This window comes from Janibacter sp. UYMM211 (genome assembly GCF_040547045.1).
GTDB classification, from domain to species: Bacteria; Actinomycetota; Actinomycetes; order Actinomycetales; family Dermatophilaceae; genus Marihabitans; species Marihabitans melonis.
In genome coordinates this window covers 963,186-984,832 of the sequence record NZ_JBEPOY010000001.1, presented here as the reverse complement: position 1 = coordinate 984,832, position 21,647 = coordinate 963,186, and the positions used below count along the sequence as shown (strand labels likewise).

21 protein-coding genes are annotated in these 21,647 nt (G+C 73.5%); 18 read left to right on the top strand and 3 right to left on the bottom strand.

The genetic code is table 11. From position 1 onward, the window contains the following. Positions 1-42: 42 nt before the first annotated feature. Positions 43-1,008, top strand: a complete 966-nt coding sequence (locus tag ABIB53_RS04540; RefSeq protein ID WP_354587265.1) for a hypothetical protein — start codon at positions 43-45, stop codon at positions 1,006-1,008. Here the strand turns inward: ABIB53_RS04540 and ABIB53_RS04535 are convergent. Further along, positions 951-2,366: an MFS transporter gene (locus ABIB53_RS04535; protein ID WP_354587264.1), complete on the bottom strand. Its 1,416-nt coding sequence runs from the start codon at positions 2,364-2,366 to the stop codon at positions 951-953. The genes ABIB53_RS04540 and ABIB53_RS04535 overlap by 58 nt on opposite strands. A 33-nt stretch (positions 2,367-2,399) precedes the next feature. On the opposite strand from ABIB53_RS04535, the gene ABIB53_RS04530 reads away from it, so the two are divergent. From ABIB53_RS04530 to ABIB53_RS04485, 10 genes are all read left to right on the top strand, one after another. Further along, on the top strand, positions 2,400-2,741 hold the full coding sequence (locus ABIB53_RS04530; protein ID WP_354587263.1) for a DUF2200 domain-containing protein: 342 nt from the start codon (positions 2,400-2,402) through the stop codon (positions 2,739-2,741). Positions 2,742-2,770: 29 nt separating this feature from the next. Next, entirely contained in the window at positions 2,771-3,178 is a 408-nt protein-coding gene (locus ABIB53_RS04525) for a VOC family protein (protein WP_354587262.1), read from the top strand. After that, complete coding sequence (locus ABIB53_RS04520) at positions 3,175-4,164, top strand: o-succinylbenzoate synthase (protein ID WP_354587261.1); 990 nt, start codon at positions 3,175-3,177, stop codon at positions 4,162-4,164. Before ABIB53_RS04525 ends, ABIB53_RS04520 begins: the two co-directional genes overlap by 4 nt. A 95-nt stretch (positions 4,165-4,259) precedes the next feature. Next, positions 4,260-4,601 (top strand): hypothetical protein, encoded by a 342-nt coding sequence (locus tag ABIB53_RS04515; RefSeq protein WP_123092306.1) that lies wholly within the window; start codon positions 4,260-4,262, stop codon positions 4,599-4,601. Beyond that, positions 4,598-6,142 (top strand): hypothetical protein, encoded by a 1,545-nt coding sequence (locus ABIB53_RS04510; protein ID WP_354587260.1) that lies wholly within the window; start codon positions 4,598-4,600, stop codon positions 6,140-6,142. The genes ABIB53_RS04515 and ABIB53_RS04510 overlap by 4 nt, the downstream gene beginning before the upstream one ends. A gap of 56 nt (positions 6,143-6,198) precedes the next feature. Then, positions 6,199-7,044 (top strand): DNA-formamidopyrimidine glycosylase family protein, encoded by an 846-nt coding sequence (locus ABIB53_RS04505; protein WP_354587258.1) that lies wholly within the window; start codon positions 6,199-6,201, stop codon positions 7,042-7,044. Between the two features lie 25 nt (positions 7,045-7,069). Further along, positions 7,070-8,800 (top strand): 2-succinyl-5-enolpyruvyl-6-hydroxy-3-cyclohexene-1-carboxylic-acid synthase, encoded by a 1,731-nt coding sequence (gene menD, locus ABIB53_RS04500; RefSeq protein WP_354587257.1) that lies wholly within the window; start codon positions 7,070-7,072, stop codon positions 8,798-8,800. Positions 8,801-9,010: 210 nt separating this feature from the next. Next, a complete protein-coding gene (locus ABIB53_RS04495) occupies positions 9,011-10,342 on the top strand; it encodes an ABC transporter substrate-binding protein (RefSeq protein WP_068276832.1) in 1,332 nt (443 codons plus the stop codon). Between the two features lie 88 nt (positions 10,343-10,430). Then, on the top strand, positions 10,431-11,351 hold the full coding sequence (locus tag ABIB53_RS04490; protein WP_354587256.1) for a carbohydrate ABC transporter permease: 921 nt from the start codon (positions 10,431-10,433) through the stop codon (positions 11,349-11,351). Further along, positions 11,351-12,274 carry a carbohydrate ABC transporter permease gene (locus tag ABIB53_RS04485; RefSeq protein ID WP_083968986.1) on the top strand — a complete coding sequence of 308 codons (924 nt, stop codon included), beginning with the start codon at positions 11,351-11,353 and terminating at the stop codon, positions 12,272-12,274. The genes ABIB53_RS04490 and ABIB53_RS04485 overlap by 1 nt, the downstream gene beginning before the upstream one ends. Before the next feature lie 352 nt (positions 12,275-12,626). Here ABIB53_RS04485 and ABIB53_RS04480 read toward each other — a convergent pair whose 3' ends face one another. Together ABIB53_RS04480 and ABIB53_RS04475 are read right to left on the bottom strand one after the other, a co-directional pair. Beyond that, the gene (locus ABIB53_RS04480; protein ID WP_354587255.1) at positions 12,627-13,886 is read right to left on the bottom strand and encodes a GNAT family N-acetyltransferase; all 1,260 of its coding nucleotides are present in this window, start codon (positions 13,884-13,886) and stop codon (positions 12,627-12,629) included. Between the two features lie 47 nt (positions 13,887-13,933). After that, a complete protein-coding gene (locus ABIB53_RS04475; RefSeq protein ID WP_354587254.1) occupies positions 13,934-15,259 on the bottom strand; it encodes an isochorismate synthase in 1,326 nt (441 codons plus the stop codon). 97 nt (positions 15,260-15,356) lie between these two features. Here ABIB53_RS04475 and ABIB53_RS04470 point away from each other — a divergent pair, with 97 nt between their 5' ends. The 7 genes from ABIB53_RS04470 to nuoE all read left to right on the top strand — a co-directional run bounded on the left by ABIB53_RS04470 (position 15,357) and on the right by nuoE (position 21,645). Further along, positions 15,357-16,052 carry a demethylmenaquinone methyltransferase gene (locus tag ABIB53_RS04470; RefSeq protein WP_354587253.1) on the top strand — a complete coding sequence of 232 codons (696 nt, stop codon included), beginning with the start codon at positions 15,357-15,359 and terminating at the stop codon, positions 16,050-16,052. 111 nt (positions 16,053-16,163) lie between these two features. Further along, a complete protein-coding gene (locus ABIB53_RS04465) occupies positions 16,164-17,489 on the top strand; it encodes a geranylgeranyl reductase family protein (protein ID WP_201467674.1) in 1,326 nt (441 codons plus the stop codon). A gap of 75 nt (positions 17,490-17,564) precedes the next feature. Next, positions 17,565-17,924, top strand: coding sequence for an NADH-quinone oxidoreductase subunit A (locus tag ABIB53_RS04460; RefSeq protein ID WP_068276849.1), 360 nt, complete (start codon positions 17,565-17,567; stop codon positions 17,922-17,924). Positions 17,925-17,943: 19 nt separating this feature from the next. Next, positions 17,944-18,531, top strand: coding sequence for a NuoB/complex I 20 kDa subunit family protein (locus ABIB53_RS04455; RefSeq protein ID WP_123092298.1), 588 nt, complete (start codon positions 17,944-17,946; stop codon positions 18,529-18,531). Further along, positions 18,528-19,412 (top strand): NADH-quinone oxidoreductase subunit C, encoded by an 885-nt coding sequence (locus ABIB53_RS04450; RefSeq protein WP_354587252.1) that lies wholly within the window; start codon positions 18,528-18,530, stop codon positions 19,410-19,412. The genes ABIB53_RS04455 and ABIB53_RS04450 overlap by 4 nt, the downstream gene beginning before the upstream one ends. After that, positions 19,412-20,752, top strand: coding sequence for an NADH-quinone oxidoreductase subunit D (locus tag ABIB53_RS04445; RefSeq protein WP_201467672.1), 1,341 nt, complete (start codon positions 19,412-19,414; stop codon positions 20,750-20,752). Before ABIB53_RS04450 ends, ABIB53_RS04445 begins: the two co-directional genes overlap by 1 nt. After that, a complete protein-coding gene (gene nuoE, locus ABIB53_RS04440; protein WP_068276858.1) occupies positions 20,752-21,645 on the top strand; it encodes an NADH-quinone oxidoreductase subunit NuoE in 894 nt (297 codons plus the stop codon). The genes ABIB53_RS04445 and nuoE overlap by 1 nt, the downstream gene beginning before the upstream one ends. Positions 21,646-21,647: the final 2 nt, after the last annotated feature.

Genomic DNA, 21,647 nt, shown 5'->3' with positions numbered 1-21,647 from the left:
CTGGGTCGGCGGGGACGGACCCCGGGGGAGCGAGGAGGAGAGATGGGACAGCGGTGGTTGCGGGCCGTGGGCGGCGACGAGGGCGACGGGGGCGAGGTGCGGGCGAGCGACGGCTGGCTGGGTGACGGGTGGGGCGGGCCGCCGGGTGGGGTCGGAGGAGAGGGCGGGGGCGGTGACCGGTGCCTGTGCGACGACTGCCTCTCCGGGATCGTCGGCTACCCGCTCGCCGAGCAGTACGGCGGCGGGGGAGGCTTCGGCGACGACCGCGGCATGATCACCGAGGTCGTCCTGCTCGACGGCCACCTGATCGACGTGCGCAAGGGGCCGGTCGGGGGCAGCGGCTACGAGTGCGCGGCGCACGAGCTGCAGGCCCGAGGGGTGCTGCGTCGCGAGCCGCCGCGCACAGTCGTGGTCCGGGAGGAGCCCGAGCAGGCGATGCTCGACTGGCTCGCCCGGGTCGTCGGCGGCGAGGCCGCGCTCGCCGCTCTCGACGACGAGCCGCTGCCCGTCGAGGACCTCGACCTCGGCGCCGTGCCCGGCTGGGCGCGCGAGCGGGCACGTCTCGTCGACGAGCACGTGCAGGGCGCCTACGGCCACCAGCTCGTCGGGCCGGAGCTGCTCACGGCCTGCCGCCGGCTGCTCGTGCGGTCGGCAGGAGCGGGAGCCTTCGAGGCGTGGCACGGCGTGCTGCCCGAGCAGGTCGCCGCGGCGGTCGTGCACTGCGCGGCGAAGGCGAGCGCGCTCGGCGCGCCGACGCTCGGCCACCCGATGCGCAGCATCCTGCGCGGTATCGGCGTCTCCGGCTACCCCTCCGACCGGTCACGCCGGCTGGCGACGCTCGTCGGCGGGTCGGGGTGGCCGCACGGCCGACGACCGATGGAGGTGCCGGACGTGTACGTCCTCGGCGACCCCGCGCTGCTGCTGTCCTGCTTCCGCAGCGATCTCGTCGTCTACCGCGACCGGGCGGTGCGGCTCGCCGCGGGGTCGGGCGCGAGCGGTGCGCGGTAGCCGGTCCGGCGGGCGACGACGGCCGCTCCCACGGCGAGGAGGACCGCGAGGGCGAAGACCGCCGAGAAGGGGTCGCTGTCGCCGCGCTCCGCCGCGGCGAAGATCGCGCCGCTGATCGACAGCGCGACGGCCCCGCCGAGCGAGTCCGAGATCGTCAGCGCGGAGGAGTTGAAGCCGCGGTCGGCGTCGGAGGACGCCGCGAGCGTGGCGACACCGGTGCGGGGGTAGGCGAAGCCCATGCCCGCCCCGCCGAGCGCGTAGCCCGCGGCCGCGAGCACGGGGTGCACGTCGAGGACGACGGCGAGGAGGAGGACGAGCACGCCCGCGAGGAGCACTGCCGAGCCGATCGACATGACCGTCGTGTCGTCGAGCCGCGCCCGCAGCCGGGCCTGCACCTGGCTGGCCGTCGCCCACACGACCCCGACGACCGTGAGCGCGAGGCCCGCGCGCACGGCCGTGACCTGCCACTGCTCCTGCAGGACGAAGACGATGTAGGACTCGGCGCAGAAGAAGGAGGCCGACAGCAGCCCGCGGACGGCGATGACCGACGGCAGCCCACGGCGTCCGGTGAGGGAGCCGCCCGGCAGGAGCGGGCGCAGGGCGAGGACGAGGACGACGAGGGGCACCGCCGCCAGCGCCGCGCGCAGCCCCGGCAGCGAGCCGAGCAGCTCGAGCGCCAGCGCGGCGACGGCAGCGACCGTCGCCCACAGCAGCAGGCCGCGCCGGGCCGGCGCGGCGGCAGCGGCCTCGACCTCGGTGGCCGAGCGGGGTCGCAGCATGCGCAGCGCGGGCACGACGAAGACGGTCGCGAGCGCGACGAGGACGATGACGGACAAGAAGACCCACCGCCACCCCGCGAGGTCGGCGACGACCGCGGCCAGGGCCGGGCCGAAGAGCGCGGGCAGCACCCACGCGGCGGCGAAGCTCGCGAAGAGCGAGGGCTGCAGGTCGGCGGGGTAGACCTCGCCGACGACGACGTACAGCGCGGCGATGAGCGCCCCGCTGCCCAGCCCCTGCAGCAGCCGCCCGACGACGAAGAGCTCCATCGCCGGCGCCAGACCGCACACGAGCAGACCGAGCGAGAAGGTGACGATCGCGACCTCGAGCGCCCGGCGGGGCCCGTGCCGGTCGCTCCACTGCCCGGCGGCGACCATGCCGATGACTCCGGACGCCAGGGGCGCCGAGAAGGCGAGGGCGTACAGCGAGAGGCCGTCGAGCTCGCGGGCGAGGGTCGGCATCACCGTGGTGACGGCGAGGGCCTCGAAGGCGGCGATGGCGATGAGCGCGAAGGCGCCGATGCTGCTCGTGCGGTACGTGGTGCCGAAGATCCCCTCGGCAGGAGCGGGAGAGACGGGCACGACAGACAGTGTGCGCCGTCCTACTCTGGAGGTGTGCACCGGATCTACACGACGAGCGTGGCGTCGGTCTACCCGCACTACGTGACGAAGGTCGAGCGCAAGGGCCGCACCCAGGCCGAGGTCGACGAGGTCATCTGCTGGTTGACCGGCTTCGACGACGCCCAGCTGCGCGCGCACCTCGAGGCCGGCACGACCTTCGAGGACTTCTTCGCCCAGGCCGAGCTCAACCCGGGCGTCTCCCTCATCACCGGCTCGGTCTGCGGGGTCAAGGTCCAGGAGGTCGAGGACCCGCTCATGCGCCAGGTCCGCTACCTCGACAAGCTCGTCGACGAGCTCGCCAAGGGACGCCCGATGGAGAAGGTCCTGCGGAGCTGAGGCGCCTCGGCCGCCGCTAGCGTGCTGGCATGACCCTCGCCTGGTACACCCTCGTCGTCGACGCCACCGACATCGCCGCGCTCTCGCGCTGGTGGGCGCAGACCCTCGACTGGCACGTCGTCTACGAGGACGAGCACGAGGTCGCGATCGCCGCGGACCCCGAGGAGGAGGAGCACCCGGTCGAGGACCTCGACGCGTGGCTGGCCCAGCGTCCCTCCCTCGTCTTCGTGCCCGTGCCGGAGGCGAAGACGGTGAAGAACCGCCTGCACATCGACCTCGCGCCGCACCTCAGCCAGGACCGTGACGCCGAGATCGCGGCACTCGTCGAGCGGGGCGCGACCCAGGTCGACGTCGGCCAGAGCGGCGACGTCACGTGGACCGTCCTCGCCGACCCCGAGGGCAACGAGTTCTGCGTCCTCTCCCGCCGCGACCGGTGACCCCGCAGGCCCCTGGGGTCGACGAGCTCCTCGAGGGGATGCGCGTCGTCTCGATCCCGATGCGCGTGCGCTTCCGGGGCGTCGACGTGCGCGAGGCCGCGCTGCTGCGGGGTCCGAAGGGGTGGGCCGAGCTCTCCCCCTTCGTCGAGTACGGCCCCCAGGAGACGTCACGCTGGCTGGCCGCCGCGATCGAGGCGGGCTGGCGGGGCTGGCCCCCGCCGGTCCGTGACGAGGTGCCGTGCAACGCGACCGTGCCCGCCGTCGGGCCCGAGCGGGTGCCCGAGGTGCTCGCCCGCTTCGACGGGTGCACCACCGCGAAGATCAAGGTCGCCGAGCGCGGGCAGACCCTCGCCGACGACGTCGACCGGGTCGCCGCGGTCCGCGACGCGATGGGCCCGGCCGCCGCCGTGCGGGTCGACGCCAACGGCGGGTGGTCGGTGGACCAGGCGCTCGAGGCGATCACCGCGCTCGCCCCCTTCGGTCTCGAGTACGTCGAGCAGCCGTGCGCCGACGTCGAGGGCCTGCGGGCCGTCCGTCTCGGGCTCGCCCGCGCCGGGGTCGACGTCCGGGTCGCCGCCGACGAGTCCATCCGCAAGGCCGAGGACCCCCTGCGGGTCGCGCGCGAGGAGGCCGCCGACGTCGTCGTCGTCAAGGTCGCCCCCCTGGGCGGTGTCGCCCGCGCGCTCGAGGTCGTCGACGCGTGCGGCCTGCCCGCGGTCGTCTCCTCTGCCCTCGACACGAGCGTCGGGATCCGCGCGGGCGTCGCCCTCGCGGCAGCGCTGCCCGATCTGCCCCACGCCTGCGGGCTCGGCACCGTCGGCCTGCTCGCCGGCGACGTCACGCGAGACCCGCTCGTCCCGGTCGGGGGCGACGTGCCGGTGCGCCCCGTCGAGGTCGACGAGGCCCTGCTCGACGAGCACGAGGCTCCTCCGGAGCGGGTGCGGTGGTGGCGCGAGCGGCTGCTCGCCGCGCACGCCCACCTCTGACCCGCCCGTCCACACCCGGGCCCCGGACCGGGCCCGCCTCCACAACCGGCTCGTCGCCACCTCGCTCGCCCGCCGCACCGGATGTGCTGGGCTGCATGCAGATCGACCTGCCTCATCTCGACGACGGCGCGCTCGCCGGGCTGCTCGGTGCCGACGTGCCCGGTGCCCTCCTGGGCCTCGCGCGCCGGGTCGCCGACGCGGGCACCGGTCTCGAGGCGGCGGTCCTCGTGGTGCACCGGTGCGGCGAGCTCGAGTGGCGCTCCGGCGCCGCGGACCTCTACGAGCGCGAGATGGACGAGGTCCTCGCCGAGCTCGCGGTCGTCGGGCAGGACCTCAGCGCGCTCGCCCGCGACCTCGAGACGCTGTCGACCACGGTCTCGCACCGGCTCGACCTCGTCCGCGCGGCCCGCCTGCCCGTCATCGGCCTGCTGCCATGAGCGAGCCGGGGATCGAGGTCTCCGGCGGCGCGGGCGGCATCGCCGTGGCCCTCGACGCGCTCGACGTCGCCGCCCCGGCCCTGCGTGCCGTCGCCGCAGACCTCGCCGACAGCGCCGCCGACCTCGCCCTGGTCCTCGCCGACCCCGCGCTCGTCGCGGCGGCGCTCGTCGCGCCCGGCCGCACCGCGCGCGCAGGAGCGGACCTGCTGGCGGCCGCCGGCCCGAGCGGTCTGCTCGGCACCTCGCTGCACCTGCGGGTGCTCGCCGGCACCGTGGCCGCGGCCGCGGAGCTCTACCGCGCGGGCGAGGGCGGGGCGCGCCAGGCGGTCGAAGGGGTCGACCGCACCGCCGGCCTCGTCCTCGGCATCGCGGTGCCCACCGTCGTCCTGCCCGTCTCGGCCGCGGCGGTGCTCGGTGCCGCCGCCCTGCGCACCCGGCCGTCGCCGGTCTGGCTCGGTGCCTACGTCGGCTCGGTCATCGGTGTGGTGCGCGAGCTCCCGTCCCGAGCCGGGCCGCGCGTGGACCGCGTCCTCGGCGAGCACCCCTGGCTCCTCGAGCACTCCGTCGCCGGCGCGGAGGGGCTCGTCGTCGGTCTCGGGCTCGGCTTCCCGCCGCTGGGCCTCTACCTCGCCGACCGGGCAGATCGTGCCGGGCTGCGCTACCCGCCCCGGACGCAGGCCGAGGCGGTCGCCGTCGTCACCGCCGCCGGGGGCGGGCACGTGCTCGACGAGTCGGGCTTCGAGGTCGAGGTGCGGGCGCACCCCGTGAGCACGGCCGGCTGGCGCCCGCCCCGTGGGGTGTCCGACCTCGTCGCCGCGGACGGCCCCGTCTCGGGCGGTGACCACGTGCGGGTCACCGGCATCCCGCTGACGGACGGCCGGTACGCCTGGGTCGTCGACGTGCCCGGCACCCAGACCTTCTCGCCGCGACCCGGCACGAACCCGTGGGACCAGACGAGCAACCAGCTGCTCGAGGCTCACGAGCGCACCCTGACGATGACCGCGGTGACCGCCGCCCTGAGCGACGCGCGGGCGCGCACCGGTCGAGGGGCGAAGGGGGTGGCCGACCCGGTCCTGCTCGGCGGGCACAGCCAGGGCGGGATCACGGCGGCGGCGCTCGCCGCCGACCCGGTCTTCCGCGCGCAGCACCCCGGGCTGAGCCACGTCGTGACGACCGGGGCGCCGATCGGCGGCGTGTCCGTGCCGGAGGGGGTCTCGGTCCTCTCGCTCGAGCACGTGCAGGACCTCGTCCCCGCGCTCGACGGGACGCGCAACCCCGACCGGGCCGGCTGGGTCACGGTGCGCCGCGACCTGCGCGGCGTCTCGGACGCCGCGCCCACCGCGACGGGGGCGCACTCCGCTCGTCTCTACGAGAGCACGAGTGCCCTCGTCGACGAGCGCACCGCCACCGACCCGTCGCTGCTCCGGTGGCGGGAGGTCGCCGGTGACTTCCTCGACGCCCCGGTCGACGCCCTGCCCGCCGCCGGGGCGCGTCCGGTCGTCGTCGACTACGAGGTGCGCCGGGTGCGACCGGGTGGGTGAGGTCGGCGTCCTCTCTCGGTCCGGGCGCTGTCGGTCGTGCCTGCGAGGCTGGTCGCGTGCCCGAGGGAGACAGCGTCTTCAGGCTCGCCCGGCGGCTGGACCGCCAGCTGGTGGGCAGCACGGTGGTGCGCTCCGACTTCCGCACGCCCGCCCTCGCGACCCGCGACCTGTCCGGGCGCGAGGTGCTCGAGCACGTCACCCACGGCAAGCACCTGCTGACCCGCTTCTCCGGTCTCGACGGCTCCCCGGCGGCGACCCTGCACAGCCACCTGCGGATGGACGGGTCGTGGTCGACGCTGCGCCCGGGCAAGCACGTGCCCCGTGACGTGAGGCCTCACGTCCGGCTGGTCCTCGGGCTCGACGACGGCCGAGCAGTCCACGGCATCCGGCTGCACGACCTCGCCCTCGTGCCCACCGCACGCGAGCACGACGTCGTCGGGCATCTCGGCCCGGACCCGCTGCGTGACGACTGGGACCCTGCCGAGGCGGTCCGTCGGCTGGGCGCCCGGCCGGGCACGCCGCTCGTCAGCGCCCTGCTCGACCAGCGCGCCATGGCGGGCCTGGGCAACCTGTGGGCCAACGAGCTCGCCTTCCTCACCGGCGTCAGCCCGTGGACGGCGGTCGGCGAGGTCGACCTGCCCCGGCTCGTCGACCGGGCTGCGCGGATGCTGCGACAATCGGCGACGGTCGAGGGCGCCTACCAGGTGACGACCGGCTCGCGCGCCAGGGGAGACACCCACTGGGTGACCGGCCGGCAGCGTCAGGGCTGCCGGCGCTGCCGCGGCCCGGTGAGCGTCAGCGCCGAGATCCCCGGCGACGCCGCGAACCGGCGCACGTGGTGGTGCCGGTCTTGCCAGCCGGGGCCGGGCCCCGAGGCGAGGGTGCGGGCCGCCGTGCCCTGACCCACCGGGATGGCACCATCGACCCGTGCAGCCGACACCTCCCGCGACCGTCGCCGCCCGGGCACTGCTCGACGAGCTCGTCCGGCTCGGGCTGCGTCACCTCGTCCTGTCGCCGGGGTCCCGGTCGGCTCCGCTGGCCTACGCCGCGCAGCAGCTCGACCGCGAAGGACGCCTGCGGCTGCACGTCCGGGTCGACGAGCGGGCCGCGGGGTTCCTCGCCCTCGGGCTGGCGAAGGTCAGCCGGGTGCCGGCCGCTGTCGTCACGACGAGCGGCACGGCGGTGGCCAACCTCCACCCCGCGGTGCTCGAGGCCCACCACGGCGAGGTGCCCCTCCTCGTCTTCAGCGCCGACCGGCCGCCCGAGCTGCGCGGGGTCGGGGCCAACCAGGCGACCGACCAGCCCGGTCTGCTCGACCACCGTCACTGCCGGCTCGTCGTCGACGTCGAGACCCCGTCCGCCGACCGGCTCGCCGCCCAGGTCCGCGAGCTGCGCTCGACCGCCGCCCGAGCCGTCGCCGCCGCCACCGGGGCTCTCGGGGGAGACCCCGGGCCGGTCCACCTCGACCTGCCCTACCGCGACCCGCTCGCCCCGCCGGTGGGTGGGCCGTGGCTGCCCGACGACTGCGCCGGGCGCCCGGACGGACGACCGTGGGTCGTCCTGCCGACCGCGACCGCACCTGGGGGTGCAGAGGGGGGCACCGCCGACCTCGTCGCGCCCCGCACCCTCGCCGTCGTCGGCGACCTCGCCACCCGTGGCCAGCGCGACGCGGCGCTCGCCTGGGCCGGGGCGCACGACGTGCCGGTGCTCGCCGAGACCGGGCCCGGCGCCGCAGACGCCCCGACCCTCCTGCCGCACGGCGCGCTCGCCCTGGCTGCCGCCGAGTGGGTCGAGGCGCACCGTCCCGAGCGTCTCGTGCTCGTCGGGCGGACGACGCTCGGCCGGTCCGTCGCGGCCCTGGCCCGCGACCCCCGCACCGAGGTGCACGTCGTCTCGACCGGCCCGCGGTGGGCGGACCCGACGCACGAGGCGGCGGGGGTCCACCCCTTCGCCGCCCTCGCCGAGCGCTCCGGTCCTCGCGCCGACCCCACGTGGGCCCGCGACTGGGCCGATCTCGGCCGTCGCGTCGAGGAGGCCCTCGTCGAGCTGCCCGGCGGGTCGCACGACCGCCTCACCACGGGCGCCGAGGTCGTCCGCGTCGTCGACGAGGCCCTCCCGACCGGTGCCCGGCTCTTCCTCGGCAGCAGCTCGGTCGCCCGCGACCACCAGCTCGTCGCCCGCCCCCGCGTCGACGTCGACGTCGTCGTCAGCCGCGGGCTGGCCGGCATCGACGGGTGCGTCTCGACCGCGGCCGGTCTCGCCCTGGCCGACCCGGGCGTCCCGACCTACGCGGCCGTCGGCGATCTCACCTTCCTCCACGACTCCGGCGCGCTCCTCGTCGGGCCGAGCGAGCCGGTGCCCGACCTCACGGTCGTCGTGCTCGACGACCGCGGGGGCAGCATCTTCGCCACGCTCGAGTACGGCGCGAAGGAGCTCGAGGACGACTTCGAGCGGGTCTTCGCCACACCGACGGGCACGGACGTCGCCGCGCTCGCCCGGGCCCACGGGTGGCCGGCGACGACCGTCACGACCCCCGACGAGCTGCGCGCCGCGCTCGCCCCCGCCCCGGGGCTGCGGGTCGTCGTCGTGCCGCTCGACCTCGGTGACCGACGGGCCACCGGTCTGGCGGTCGCAGAGCGCCTGCGCGCGCTCGGCTGACCTCTGGCGCGGACGGGCGGTCGGCGTCCCGGGACGAGCGGTCGGCTGGGAGCGCCGAGTGGTCACGCGGGTACCGGCATGGTCACGGATACGTGACGACCTGCCCAGATCCTCGACACCGCGGGTCCATACTTCTCGGGCCGCGCCGCCCTCGGGCCGCGCTGCTCCAGCGTCGGGGCGACCGCTCCGACCCCCGCGGGAAGGAACGACATGCAACGCACCACCTCCAGGGCCGCCGCCCTGCTCGCCGTGGGGGCGCTGGGCCTGAGCGCCTGCGCGACCGGCGGCGGCGAGACCACAGAGGGCTCGAGCAGCGGCTCGGGCAGCAGCAGCTCGGCCGCCGAGGCCTACCAGCCGAAGGAGGGGGGCGCGGGCGGTGACGTCGGCGTCTTCACCTGGTGGGCGGCCGGCTCGGAGAAGAAGGGCCTCGACGCCCTCGTCGCCGAGTACAAGAAGCAGTACCCGAACGACACCTTCGTCAACCTCGCCGTCGCCGGTGGCGCCGGCTCGAACGCGAAGGCCAAGCTCGCCTCCGACCTCAAGAACGACCAGCCCCCGGGCTCCTTCCAGGGTCACGCCGGTGCCGAGCTCACCGACTACATCGCCGCCGGCCAGATCGAGCCGGTCAACGACGTCGTCGACGCACTCGGCGGGGACGAGGTCTTCCCGAAGGACCTCCTCGACCGGCTGAGCGTCGAGGGCAGCATCTACTCGGTGCCGAGCAACATCCACCGCGCGAACGTCGTGTGGGCCAACCCGCAGGTGCTCAAGAAGGCCGGCATCAACGAGACGCCGAAGGACATGAAGGCGTGGATCGCCGACATGGAGAAGGTCAAGAAGTCCGGCGTCGAGAACCCGCTGTCCATCGGCGGCACGTGGACCCAGGTCCAGCTCTTCGAGACCGTGCTCCTGTCCGACCTCGGCGCCGACGGCTACTCCGGTCTCTTCGACGGCACGACGAAGTGGGACTCCGACGAGGTCAAGACCGCGGTCTCCGACTTCAAGACCCTGCTGTCTTACGCGAACACCGCCTCGGACGGCGACGACTGGCCGCCGGCCACCGACGCCGTCGTCGACGGCAAGGCCGCCTACAACGTCATGGGCGACTGGGCGGTCGCGCAGTTCGACGACCGCGGCGCGAAGGAGGGCGAGGACTACACCTACTTCCCCGTCCCCGGGACCGACGGCGTCTTCGACTTCCTCGCGGACTCCTTCACCCTGCCCCGCGGCACGGAGAACCCCGACGGCACCAAGGACTGGCTGATGACGGTCGGCTCCGCCGACGGCCAGAAGGCCTTCAACCTCGCCAAGGGCTCCATCCCCGCACGCACCGACGTGGCCATGGACGACTTCCCGGCCTACCAGCAGAGCGCGATGGAGGACTTCACCTCCGACACCATCGTCAGCTCGATCGCGCACGGCGCCGCCGTGCCGCTGGCGTGGAGCACCGACATCTCCACCGCGGTCGCGAAGTTCTCCTCCAGCAAGGACGAGGCGACCCTCGTCAAGGAGCTCTCGGCCGCGGCCGAGAAGAACGCCTGAGCCGACCGGCTCATCGCCCCGCGGCCGGGACGCACCCGTCCCGGCCGTGGGGCCCCCCTTCGCCATCTCCCTCACCCCTGGAGGACCCGTGCGCCGCGCCAAGAACTGGCTGCCCGGACTGCTCATGGTCTCGCCGTCGATCCTGCTCATCGGCGTCTTCGTCTACTGGCTCCTCGCGCAGAACGTGTGGACCTCGCTCAACGTCTCGACCAAGCGGGCCGTCGTCGGCGGGAAGTTCGTCGAGAAGGTCCAGCACGCCGGCGGGTACAGCAACTACACCGAGCTGCTCGGCAGCGACGGCTACCAGCACGCGCTGTGGAACCTCCTCGTCCTCACCGTCGTCTTCATGGTCGGCACGATGCTCATGGGTCTGCTGTGGGCCGTGCTCCTCGAGAAGGGCGTCTCCGCCGAGGGCTTCTTCCGCTCGACCTACCTCTTCCCGATGGCCGTGAGCTTCATCGCCGCCGGTGTCGTGTGGCGCTGGCTGCTCAGCCCGGCGAAGGGGGAGGGGGCCGTCGGCCTCAACCAGCTCTTCGCCAAGCTGGGGCTGGACTCCCTGCAGTCGAGCTGGTGGTCCGGTGACGGCCGCTTCACCATGGCCGCCATGGCCCTGCCCGCGATCTGGCAGCTCTCCGGCTACGTCATGGCGCTCTTCCTCGCCGGCTTCCGCGGGATCTCCGAGGACCAGCGCGAGGCGGCCCGGATCGACGGCGCGAGCGAGTGGCAGGTCTACCGCCACGTGCTCTTCCCGCAGCTCTCGCCGATCGCGTTGTCCGCCCTGATCATCCTCGGGCACATGTCGATGAAGATGTTCGACCTCATCTACGTCATCGCCGGGCCGAGCTCGTACACGGCCTCGGTCCCCGCGACGCTCATGTGGACGCAGCTCTTCGCGCAGGACGACCCGGTCGCCGCCGCGGTCAACGCGACGATCCTGCTCGTCATCGTCGCGGTGGTCGTCGTCCCCTATCTCGTGTACACCGTCAAGGCAGAGAGCGAGCGCGACTGATGGCCGCCGACGTCACCGTCCCCGCCGAGAGCGTCAGCACCTCCGGCGTCGTCCGCGGCGGCCCCCGCCGCGACCTCGGCGCGCCGGGCACCCGCAGCACCGGCCGGGCCAAGGCCGTGCGCATCGGGCTGCTCGTGCTCTTCGCCGTGCTCGTCCTCGTGCCGCTCTACGTCGTCGTCGTCACGAGCCTCAAGGGCCGCGGCGCGGTCAACCCCTCCTCCGCGTGGTCGTTGCCGACCGACCTCTCCCTCGAGGGGTGGCGCGGCGCGATCGAGCGGCTCGCCCCGGCGATGGGCCGCACCGCCGTCATGGCCGTCGTCGCCGCGGTGCTGTCCTCGGCGCTGGGTTCGATGAACGGCTTCGTCTTCGCGCGCTGGCGCTTCCCGGGCGCGCAGACCGTCTTCACCCTCTTCCTCTTCGGGATGTTCATCCCCTACCAGGCGGTGATGATCCCGCTCCAGGCGATGCTCCTCGACGTCCAGGCGGTCGCGCCGTGGTTCGACGGCATCGTCAAGCTCATCGCGGTGCACACGATCTTTGGCATCCCGATCTGCACGCTGATCTTCCGCAACTACTACGCGACGGCCGTGCCCAAGGAGATCCTCGAGGCGGCGAAGATCGACGGCGCGGGCATGTGGCGGATCTTCCGCTCGGTCGTCCTGCCCGTCTCGGCGCCGGCCTTCGTCGTCACGCTCATCTGGCAGTTCACGAGCGCGTGGAACGACTTCCTCTTCGCGCTCTTCCTCACCAACCGCAACAACGGGCCGGTCACCTACGCGCTCAACGAGCTCGCCGGCGGCCAGAACCCCGACTACGCGCAGATCATGGCCGGCGTCCTGCTCGCCTCGCTGCCCACCCTGCTCGTCTACGTCCTGCTCGGCCGCTACTTCATCGGCGGTCTGATGTCGGGCTCGGTGAAGTAGACCCGACCACGCGCGAAGGGGGCGTCCCACCCACCGGTGGGGCGCCCCCTTCGTCGTCGGGCGGCTCGGCGAGACAAACCCCCGCTTCGCACGAGTCTCTTACCCATGCTGAGCCGGGGTTTATCGGGTCACCCGAGAAACATGGGGCGGCTGAAGCGCTGCGGGACGCAGACACCTCACGAAGGGGGTCACCCACGTGCGGAAGGGCCGCCCCCTTCGTCGTCGAGCGGCTCAGCAAGACAAACCCCCGCTCAGCACGAGTCTCTTACTCATGCTGAGCCGGGGTTTATCGGGTGACCCGAGAAACTTGGGGCAGGTGAGGTTCGGGGCAGGTGAGGTCCGAGGCGCGGGGTCAGAAGCTCACGGGTGGGACGGGGAGGGTGGGGGTGGCCAGGGCTGCGTCGAGGGCTCGCAGGGCGGCGGGGTCGTGGACCTCGACGAGGCCCTGGCGGGCGAGGGCGGCGAGGCGGCGGCCGCCGAGGTAGGTCGTCCCGAGGACCCCGACGTCGAGCCCGAGGTCGGCGGGGTCGTCGGTGCGCGTCACCTCGGCGTGCCCGTCGCGGGCGACGACCCGCCAGCGGCCGGCCTGGTCCTCGACGAGCCCGTCCCGCACCTCGAGCACGACGTCGCACTCGGCCGACCAGCCCCGGGCGGAGAGCGCGGCGGGCAGGTCGAGCACACGCAGCCACAGCTCGTCGCCGGTCTTGTGCACGACGGTGCGCGGGCCGCCGCACCACCACAGCAGGGCGTCGTCGGCGGTGACCCGCACGCTCGTGCGCGTCACGAGGTCGACGGAGGTGAGCCGACGAGCGAGGGCGAGCTGGGCCGCGCTGTCCGCCCAGGCCCACTCGTCGCAGTCGAGCGTGGCGGCGCTGCGGCCGTCCTCCCACTTGGGGCGGCGCCGCAGGATCGCGTAGCCGACGTCCCGCCCGTCGCGCGCGGCGATGACGACGCGGCGCCGCTCCGTGCCTCGCAGCCGTGACGCGGGGTCGGTGTAGACGCGGGTGGCCAGCTCGAGGGTGCGGGTGACCGAGCCGACACGGCCGGCGGCGAGGGCCCGGTGCGCGGCGTGCACCCGGGCGAGCACGTGCTCGTCGGAGAGGTCGTGCATCGAGGTCGTGATGCCCTCGGTGCTCACCCCCGGTGCGTCGAAGGTCGCGCCATGGCCGAGCGAGATCTCGCCCGCGGTCGAGGCGACGGCGTAGCCGAAACGGCCGTAGATCGCCACGTCCGAGGCGTGCAGCGCGGCGAGGGCCAGGCCCTGCTCGCGGCACCAGCTCAGGTGGGCGTCCATGAGGGCGGTGAGCACGCCGGTGCGCCGGTGGTCGGGGTGCACCCCGACCCAGGTAAGGCCCGACACCGGCAGCTGCGAGGGCCGGCCGACGGGAGCCCCGGGCACGGTCAGCTCCATCTCGAAGGCTCCCGCGATGCCGCGGTACGGCGACCCGTCGTCGCCACCGGCGGCGGTGACGGCCCACCGGTGGGGGACCGCCCGCGCGTACGACACGGCCTCGTCGAAGCCGATGTCGTCGAACCACACGAGGTCGTCGATCGCGGCGAAGCGCTCGACGTCGGGGTCGGCGGTGACGGCGTGCTGCGGGTGGGTGCTCACCCGTCCACCCTGCCCGCGCCGGGCACGGGTGTCACGCGAGTTACGGCTCAGGCGGGAGGGGTGAGCGCCTGGCGCATCGGGAGGAACTTCGCGTCCGACTCCGCTACCTCGCTCGCGGCGTCGGACCCGGCGACGATCCCGCAGCCCGCGTAGAGGCGCAGCGAGGTCGGCGAGGTCTGCGCGCCGCAGCGCAGCGCGATGCCCCACTCGCCGTCGCCGGTCGCGTCCATCCAGCCCACCGGCCCGGCGTAGCGGCCGCGGTCCATCTGCTCGAGCTCGCCGATGAGCCCGTCGGCGACGGGGGTCGGCGTGCCGCACACAGCGGCGGAGGGGTGCAGCGAGGCCGCGAGCGCGAGCGAGGTCGACGTGTCGTCGACGACCCCGGCGACATCGGTCGCGAGGTGCATGACGTTGGTGAGGTGCAGGACGAAGGGGGACTCCGGCACGTTGATCGAGGAGGTGTGCGCGGCGAGGGCGTCGGCGACCGAGCGCACGGCGTACTCGTGCTCCTCGAGATCCTTGCTGCTGCGCGCGAGCGAGCCCGCGAGCGCGAGGTCGTGGCTGTCGTCGCCGGTGCGCCGGATCGTGCCGGCGAGCACCCGCGAGGTGACGAGGCCGCGCTCGAGACGCACGAGCATCTCCGGGGTCGCGCCGACGAGACCGGCGACGGAGAAGACCCACGTCGTGTCGTAGTCCTGCGCGAGGCGCTGCAGCACCCAGCGCGGGTCGATCCGCGAGTCGGCCTCGACGTCGAGGCTGCGGGCGAGGACGACCTTGTCGAGCTCGCCGGCGCTGATCCGCGCGACGGCCTGCTCGACGATCCCGGCCCACGAGCCGGCCGAGAGGTCGCCGTCGCTGAAGCGGATCGACTCCGGCGCGCGCGGCGCGGGGGAGGGACGAAGGGAGGTCTCGACCGCGTCGTCCACGGGGGAGGGCTCCTCCCCGGCGAGCCAGGTCGTCGTCACCCAGGCGTCGCGGCCCCGGCGGCCGACGACGACGGCGGGCACGACGAGCCGCGAGGGGGTCTGCGAGCGGGCCGAGTAGGCCATCGAGCCGAAGCAGATCGGGCCGGTGCCGGGCACCTCGACCTCGTCCTCGACCTCGGCGACCGCGGTGATCTCGCGCCACCAGTCCTGCGCCCGCCCGAAGCGGTCCTCGCCGGTGACCGACAGCCCGGCCACCTCGCCCCAGCCGACGAGACCCTCGCCGCGTCGCACCCACGAGAGCACCTGCGAGGTGTCGTCGGGCAGGAGGGCCAGGAGGTCGCCGACCCGGGTCGCGGGCACCCGCACGGTCCGGCAGACCAGGCGCGGGGACGACGAGGGGGAGGTGCGGGCGTCGAGGCGCGCCAGGGCGGGGTCGAGGGTGGTCATCGCCCGATCAGCGTACGCCTGCCCCCGGGCGTGGCCGTCCTCGTGCCGGCGCTCGTGCCCGTCCGCGCCGCGAGGTGCCGGGTGCGAGGATGGGCCCATGATCCGCGCCTCCCTCGAGAAGGACCCCAAGGACGTCGCGTCGATGTTCGACGACGTCGCGAAGCGCTACGACCTCACCAACGACGTCCTCTCCCTCGGCCAGGACCGCGCGTGGCGCACGGCCGTCGTGGAGGCCGTCGACGCGCAGACCGGCGAGCGGGTCCTCGACATCGCGGCGGGCACCGCCACCTCGAGCGAGCCCTTCGCGGCCCGCGGGGTCGACGTCGTCCCCGCCGACTTCTCCCTCGGGATGCTGCGCGAGGGTCGCCGGCGCAACCCCGCGCTCGCCCTCACCGCGGCCGACGCGATGCGCCTCCCCTTCGCCGACGACACCTTCGACGCCGTGACGATGTCCTTCGGCCTGCGCAACGTCGCCGACCGGCACGTCGCGCTCGCGGAGTTCCGCCGGGTCACCCGTCCGGGGGGCCGGCTCGTCGTCTGCGAGTTCAGCGACCCCGTCGTCCCGGGCTTCCGCACGATCTACAAGCGCTACCTCATGGGCGCGCTGCCCGCCGTGGCCCGCCGGATCTCCTCCAACCCCGACTCCTACGTCTACCTCGCCGAGTCGATCCAGGCCTGGCCCGGCCAGCGCGAGCTGGCGAGCGACCTCGCCACCGCCGGCTGGCGGGACGTCGAGTGGACCAACCTCTCGGCCGGGATCGTCGCCCTGCACCGCGGCGTCAACCCGGCCTGACCCGACCAGGCCCCGACGGGCCAGGTTAGGACAACCTCACTGCACCCCTTCGCGACCGGCACGTACCCTGTCGTAGTTCGTGAATCCCTTCACAAGCACCCGAGGACGAGCGTGACCACCCCTGCTGACGCCCCCACCCCGCGGCTCGACGGCGACGTCGTGCACGCGGACGTCGTCGTCGTCGGTGCCGGCCCGGGGGGCAGCGCGACCGCCGCCTGGCTGGCCAAGGCCGGCCGCCGCGTCGTCCTGCTCGAGAAGACCTCCTTCCCCCGCGACAAGATCTGCGGCGACGGGCTCACCCCGCGCGCGGTCCGCCAGCTCATCCACCTCGAGGTCCCCACCGCCGAGACCGACGGCTGGGCCCACAACAAGGGCCTGCGGATCATCGGCGGCGGCATGCGCCTCCAGCTCGACTGGCCCGAGGTCGACTCCTTCCCCTCCTTCGGCATGGCCCGCGGCCGCGAGGACCTCGACGAGTACCTCGCCCGGCACGCCGAGCGCTGCGGCGCCGAGCTCATCGAGCGGCGCAACGTCACCGAGCCCGTCCTCGACGACGACGGCCGCGTCGTCGGCGTCGTCGCGAAGGTCATGTCCGAGACCGGCCGCGCGACGGGGGAGCGGGTCACCTACCGGGCGCCCGTCGTCGTCGCCGCCGACGGCGTGAGCTCGCGCCTGGCCGTGGCCCTCGGCCGGGAGAAGCGCGAGGACCGCCCGATGGGCGTCGCGGTGCGCGCCTACTACGAGACGCCGCGCCACACGGACGACTACATGGAGTCCCACCTCGAGCTGTGGACGAAGGGGGAGGACGGCCGCGACATCCTCATGCCCGGCTACGGCTGGCTCTTCGGTCTCGGCGACGGGCGCAGCAACATCGGCCTGGGCATCCTCAACACCTCCGAGGCCTTCGGGCGCACGGACTACAAGGACGTCATGCGCCGCTGGGTGGCCTCGATGCCCGACGAGTGGGGCATCTCCGAGGCGACGATCACCGGCCCGATCAAGTCCGCGGCCCTGCCGATGGCCTTCAACCGCCAGCCGCTGTACGACCGGGGCCTGCTCCTCGTCGGCGACTCCGGCGGCATGGTCAACCCCTTCAACGGGGAGGGCATCGACTACGCCCTCGAGGCCGCCTTCGTCGCCGCCGAGGTCATCGACGAGGCGCTGCGCGCGAGCAGCCTGGCCGCCCGCGAGGCCGTCCTGCAGCGCTACGTCCTGCGGATGAAGCAGATGCACGGCGGCTACTTCCGGATCGGTGCCGAGTTCGCCAAGCTCATCGGCAAGCCGGAGATCATGCGCCTGGCGACGAAGTACGGTCTTCCCCGGACGACCCTCATGCGCTTCATGCTCAAGCTCATGGCCAACCTGCCGCAGGAGAGCGGCGGAGGCCTCGACGACCGCGTCATCCAGGCGATGACGCGCCTGGCGCCGAGCGCCTGAGGAGGCTTCGATGACGACCCCTAGGATGAATGACATGCGTCACAGCGTGCTGACGGAAAGCGAGGTCATGACGCGATGAACCCCTACATCCCGCTCGGCATCCTGCTGGCCCTGGGTCTGGGCTTCGCCCTCCTGTCGGTGGGCACCAGCCTGGTCGTCGGCCCGGCCCGGTACAACTCCGCCAAGGCCCAGGCCTACGAGTGCGGCATCCAGCCCACCCCCCAGGCCGCCGAGGGCGGCCGCTTCCCGGTGAAGTACTACCTCACCGCGATGCTCTTCATCATCTTCGACGTCGAGACGCTCTTCCTGCTGCCTTTCGCCGTCGCCTTCGACAACCTCGGTCTCTTCGCACTCGTCGAGATGGTGCTCTTCATGATCACCATCTTCGTCGCCTACGCCTACGTGTGGCGTCGCGGCGGCCTCGAGTGGGACTGACGCGAAAGGGAGCACACTGATGGGACTTGAGGAGAAGCTGCCGGCAGGGATCGCCCTGACGACGCTCGAGAACGTCGCCGGCTACATGCGCAAGGCCTCGATCTGGCCTGCGACCTTCGGCCTGGCCTGCTGCGCCATCGAGATGATGGCTGTCGGCACCCCGCACTACGACCTCGCCCGCTTCGGCATGGAGCGCTTCGCCGCGACCCCGCGCCAGGCCGACCTCATGATCGTCGCCGGCCGGGTGAGCCAGAAGATGGCCCCCGTCGTACGCCAGGTCTACGACCAGATGGCCAACCCGAAGTGGGTCATCTCGATGGGCGTCTGCGCGAGCTCGGGCGGGATGTTCAACAACTACGCCATCGTCCAGGGCGTCGACCACATCATCCCCGTCGACATCTACCTGCCCGGCTGCCCGCCGCGCCCGGAGATGCTGCTCAACGCGATCATCGAGCTGCACGGCCAGATCCAGGGCAGCAAGCTCGGCGTCAACCGCGTCGCCGCCGCCCGCGCGGCCGAGCAGGCCGCGCTCGGCGCGACCCCGACCGAGCTGCTCGCGCCCACGCACGACCACGAGGGCCTCGTCGGAAGGAATCTCCTCGCATGAGCGAGCAGGACAAGGACACCCCGGGCACGACGGGCGACCCCGTGCGCCCCGAGGGCGCGGGCCTGACCGGCACCGGCAACCCCGACCTGCCGCCCGTCGGCGGGCTGCAGGGCGAGCAGCGTCCCGTCGAGCGGACCAACGTCGTCGCCGACGCGCCGTCGGCCACCCCGCAGCAGAGCTCGGGCCAGGGCCCCGGCGACGGCACGACCCGCTCGACCGCGGGCGACCCCGCCGGCGCGGTCGTCGTCGGCGAGCGCACCGGCATGTTCGGCGCGGCGAAGGGGGGAGACACCTCCGGCTACGGCGGCCTGCGCTCCCCGATCCTCTTCCCCGGTACCGCCGAGCGGCCCTACGGCAGCTACTTCGACGAGGTCGTCGACCACCTGCAGGACGCGACCGGCGGCACGCCGGTGCGCAGCGTCGTCGTCGACCGCGGCGAGCTGACCCTCCATGTCGCGCCGGCCGAGCTGCCGTCGGTCATGCAGGCGCTGCGCGACGACCCCCGGCTGCGCTTCGAGATGTGCGTGTCGGTCTCCGGCGTGCACCACCCCCAGCAGGTCGGCGAGGAGCTCCACGCCGTCTACCACCTGCTCTCCATCACCCACGGCGGTCGCCGGGTGCGCGTCGAGGTGGCCGTGCCCGACGCCGACCCGCGGATCCCGAGCATCGTCCACGTCTACCCCGCCGCCGACTGGCACGAGCGCGAGACGTGGGACATGTTCGGCATCCTCTTCGAGGGCCGACCGGACCTCACCCGGATCCTCATGCCGGACGACTGGCCCGGTCACCCCCAGCGCAAGGACTACCCGCTCGGCGGCGTGCCCGTCGAGTACAAGGGCGGCACCGTGCCGCCGCCGGACCAGCGGAGGTCGTACAGCTGATGAGCGCTCAAACCTTCCACGCGACCGGCGCCGCCGACGAGGCGACGCAGGGCTACGTCGTCGACGTCTCCGGCGGAGACTGGGACGAGCAGATCGGCGAGCTCGGGATGCACCCCGAGGAGCGGATCGTCGTCAACATGGGCCCGCAGCACCCGTCGACCCACGGCGTGCTCCGGCTCATCCTCGAGCTCGACGGCGAGACGGTGACCGAGACCCGCGCGGGCATCGGCTACCTCCACACGGGCATCGAGAAGAACATGGAGTTCCGCACCTGGACCCAGGGCGTGACCTTCTGCACCCGCATGGACTACCTCACCCCGATGTTCCAGGAGGCGGCCTACTGCCTGGCCATCGAGCGCCTCCTCGGCATCGAGGAGCAGGTCCCCGAGCGCGCGAGCGCGATCCGGGTGCTCATGATGGAGCTCACCCGCATCTCCTCCCACCTCATCGCCATGGGCACCGGCGGCATGGAGATGGGCGCGACGACGGTCATGACGATCGGCTTCCGCGAGCGCGAGCGGATCCTGTCGATCATCGAGAACATCACCGGCCTGCGGATGAACAACGCCTACATCCGTCCCGGTGGCGTCGCCCAGGACCTGCCGCACGGCGCGATCGACAAGATCCGCGAGAACGTGCCGCTCATCCGGCAGGGCGTCCACGAGCTGGAGAAGCTCCTCCTCGAGGCCCCGATCCTCAAGGGCCGCACGAAGGGGGTCGGCTACCTCAGCCTCACCGGCTGCATGGCGCTCGGCATCACCGGTCCCGTGCTGCGCTCGGCGGGCCTGCCGCACGACCTGCGCAAGCTCAGCCCCTACTGCGGGTACGAGAAGTACGACTTCGACGTCATCACCCGCACCGGCGCCGACTCCTACGACCGGCTGTGCATCCGTCTCGACGAGATCCACCAGAGCCTGCGGATCATCGAGCAGGTCACCGACGAGCTCCAGGCCAACCCCGGCCCGGTCATGGTCGAGGACAAGAAGATCGCGTGGCCCTCGCAGCTCGCGGTCGGCGGCGACGGCATGGGCAACAGCCTCGAGCACATCCGCACGATCATGGGCACCTCGATGGAGGCGCTCATCCACCACTTCAAGCTCGTCACCGAGGGCTTCCGCGTCCCGCCGGGCCAGGCGTACGTCGCCGTCGAGTCGCCGAAGGGCGAGCTCGGCTGCCACCTCGTCTCCGACGGCGGCACCCGCCCCTACCGGGCGCACTTCCGCGACCCGAGCTTCAACAACCTGCAGGCCACCGCGGCGATGTGCGAGGGCGGCAACCTCGCCGACGTCATCGTCGCCGTCGCCTCGCTCGACCCCGTCATGGGAGGCGTGGACCGCTGATGTCCGGCAACTTCGCAGAGCAGACCGCCTCGGGGCACCTCCACGTCCCGAGCGAGAGCAAGGAGCCCTACCCGGCCGAGGTGCTCGAGCAGCTGGCCGCCGAGGCCGAGCTCGTCGTCGCGCGCTACCCGCAGAAGCGCTCCGCGCTGCTGCCGCTGCTCCACCTCGTCCAGTCCGTCGACGGCTACATCACCGGTCGGGGCATCGAGTTCTGCGCCGAGACCCTCGAGCTCACCACGGCCGAGGTCTCCGGCGTCGCGACCTTCTACACCCAGTACAAGCGCCACCCCAACGGCGAGTACACCGTCGGCGTCTGCACGAACACCCTGTGCGCGATCATGGGCGGCGACCAGATCTGGGACGAGGTCTCAGAGCACCTCGGCATCGGCCACGACGAGACGACCGCCGACGGCAAGATCACCCTCGAGCGCGTCGAGTGCAACGCGGCATGCGACTACGCGCCCGTCGTCATGGCGAACTGGGAGTTCTTCGACAACCAGACCCCCGCCTCGACCGTCGAGCTCGTCGACGCCCTGCGCGCCGGCGAGAGCGTCGCCCCGAGCCGCGGGCCCTCGCGCGTGTGCACCTTCAAGCAGGTCTCCCGCGTCCTCGCCGGCTTCTCCGACGGTCTCGCCGACGAGGGCGTCGGGGCCGGGCCGGCCTCCCTTCGCGGTGTCGAGATCGCCCGGCGCGAGGGCTGGACCGCCCCCGGCGGGTCCGACGCCACGAGCACCTCCGCCAGCGCGGACGCGCCGGGCGGCGTGGCGCAGGGCGCCTACGGCTCGGTCAACGCGCCGGCCAACGAGCCCGACGAGAAGCCGGGCGGCGAGGACGCTCGCTCGGCGGAGGCGACGAAGATCGCCGACGACGACAACAAGGCCGAGGGGGAGTAGAC

Excerpts from the sequence above, each read along its gene's own strand:
- ABIB53_RS04540 (WP_354587265.1), top strand. The coding sequence starts at position 43 with ATGGGACAGCGGTGGTTGCGGGCCGTGGGCGGCGACGAGGGCGACGGG.
- ABIB53_RS04525 (WP_354587262.1), top strand. The coding sequence starts at position 2,771 with ATGACCCTCGCCTGGTACACCCTCGTCGTCGACGCCACCGACATCGCC.
- ABIB53_RS04515 (WP_123092306.1), top strand. The coding sequence starts at position 4,260 with ATGCAGATCGACCTGCCTCATCTCGACGACGGCGCGCTCGCCGGGCTG.
- ABIB53_RS04510 (WP_354587260.1), top strand. The coding sequence starts at position 4,598 with ATGAGCGAGCCGGGGATCGAGGTCTCCGGCGGCGCGGGCGGCATCGCC.
- ABIB53_RS04495 (WP_068276832.1), top strand. The coding sequence starts at position 9,011 with ATGCAACGCACCACCTCCAGGGCCGCCGCCCTGCTCGCCGTGGGGGCG.
- ABIB53_RS04485 (WP_083968986.1), top strand. The coding sequence starts at position 11,351 with ATGGCCGCCGACGTCACCGTCCCCGCCGAGAGCGTCAGCACCTCCGGC.
- ABIB53_RS04475 (WP_354587254.1), bottom strand. The coding sequence starts at position 15,259 with ATGACCACCCTCGACCCCGCCCTGGCGCGCCTCGACGCCCGCACCTCC.
- ABIB53_RS04470 (WP_354587253.1), top strand. The coding sequence starts at position 15,357 with ATGATCCGCGCCTCCCTCGAGAAGGACCCCAAGGACGTCGCGTCGATG.
- ABIB53_RS04460 (WP_068276849.1), top strand. The coding sequence starts at position 17,565 with ATGAACCCCTACATCCCGCTCGGCATCCTGCTGGCCCTGGGTCTGGGC.
- ABIB53_RS04455 (WP_123092298.1), top strand. The coding sequence starts at position 17,944 with ATGGGACTTGAGGAGAAGCTGCCGGCAGGGATCGCCCTGACGACGCTC.
- ABIB53_RS04450 (WP_354587252.1), top strand. The coding sequence starts at position 18,528 with ATGAGCGAGCAGGACAAGGACACCCCGGGCACGACGGGCGACCCCGTG.
- ABIB53_RS04445 (WP_201467672.1), top strand. The coding sequence starts at position 19,412 with ATGAGCGCTCAAACCTTCCACGCGACCGGCGCCGCCGACGAGGCGACG.
- nuoE (WP_068276858.1), top strand. The coding sequence starts at position 20,752 with ATGTCCGGCAACTTCGCAGAGCAGACCGCCTCGGGGCACCTCCACGTC.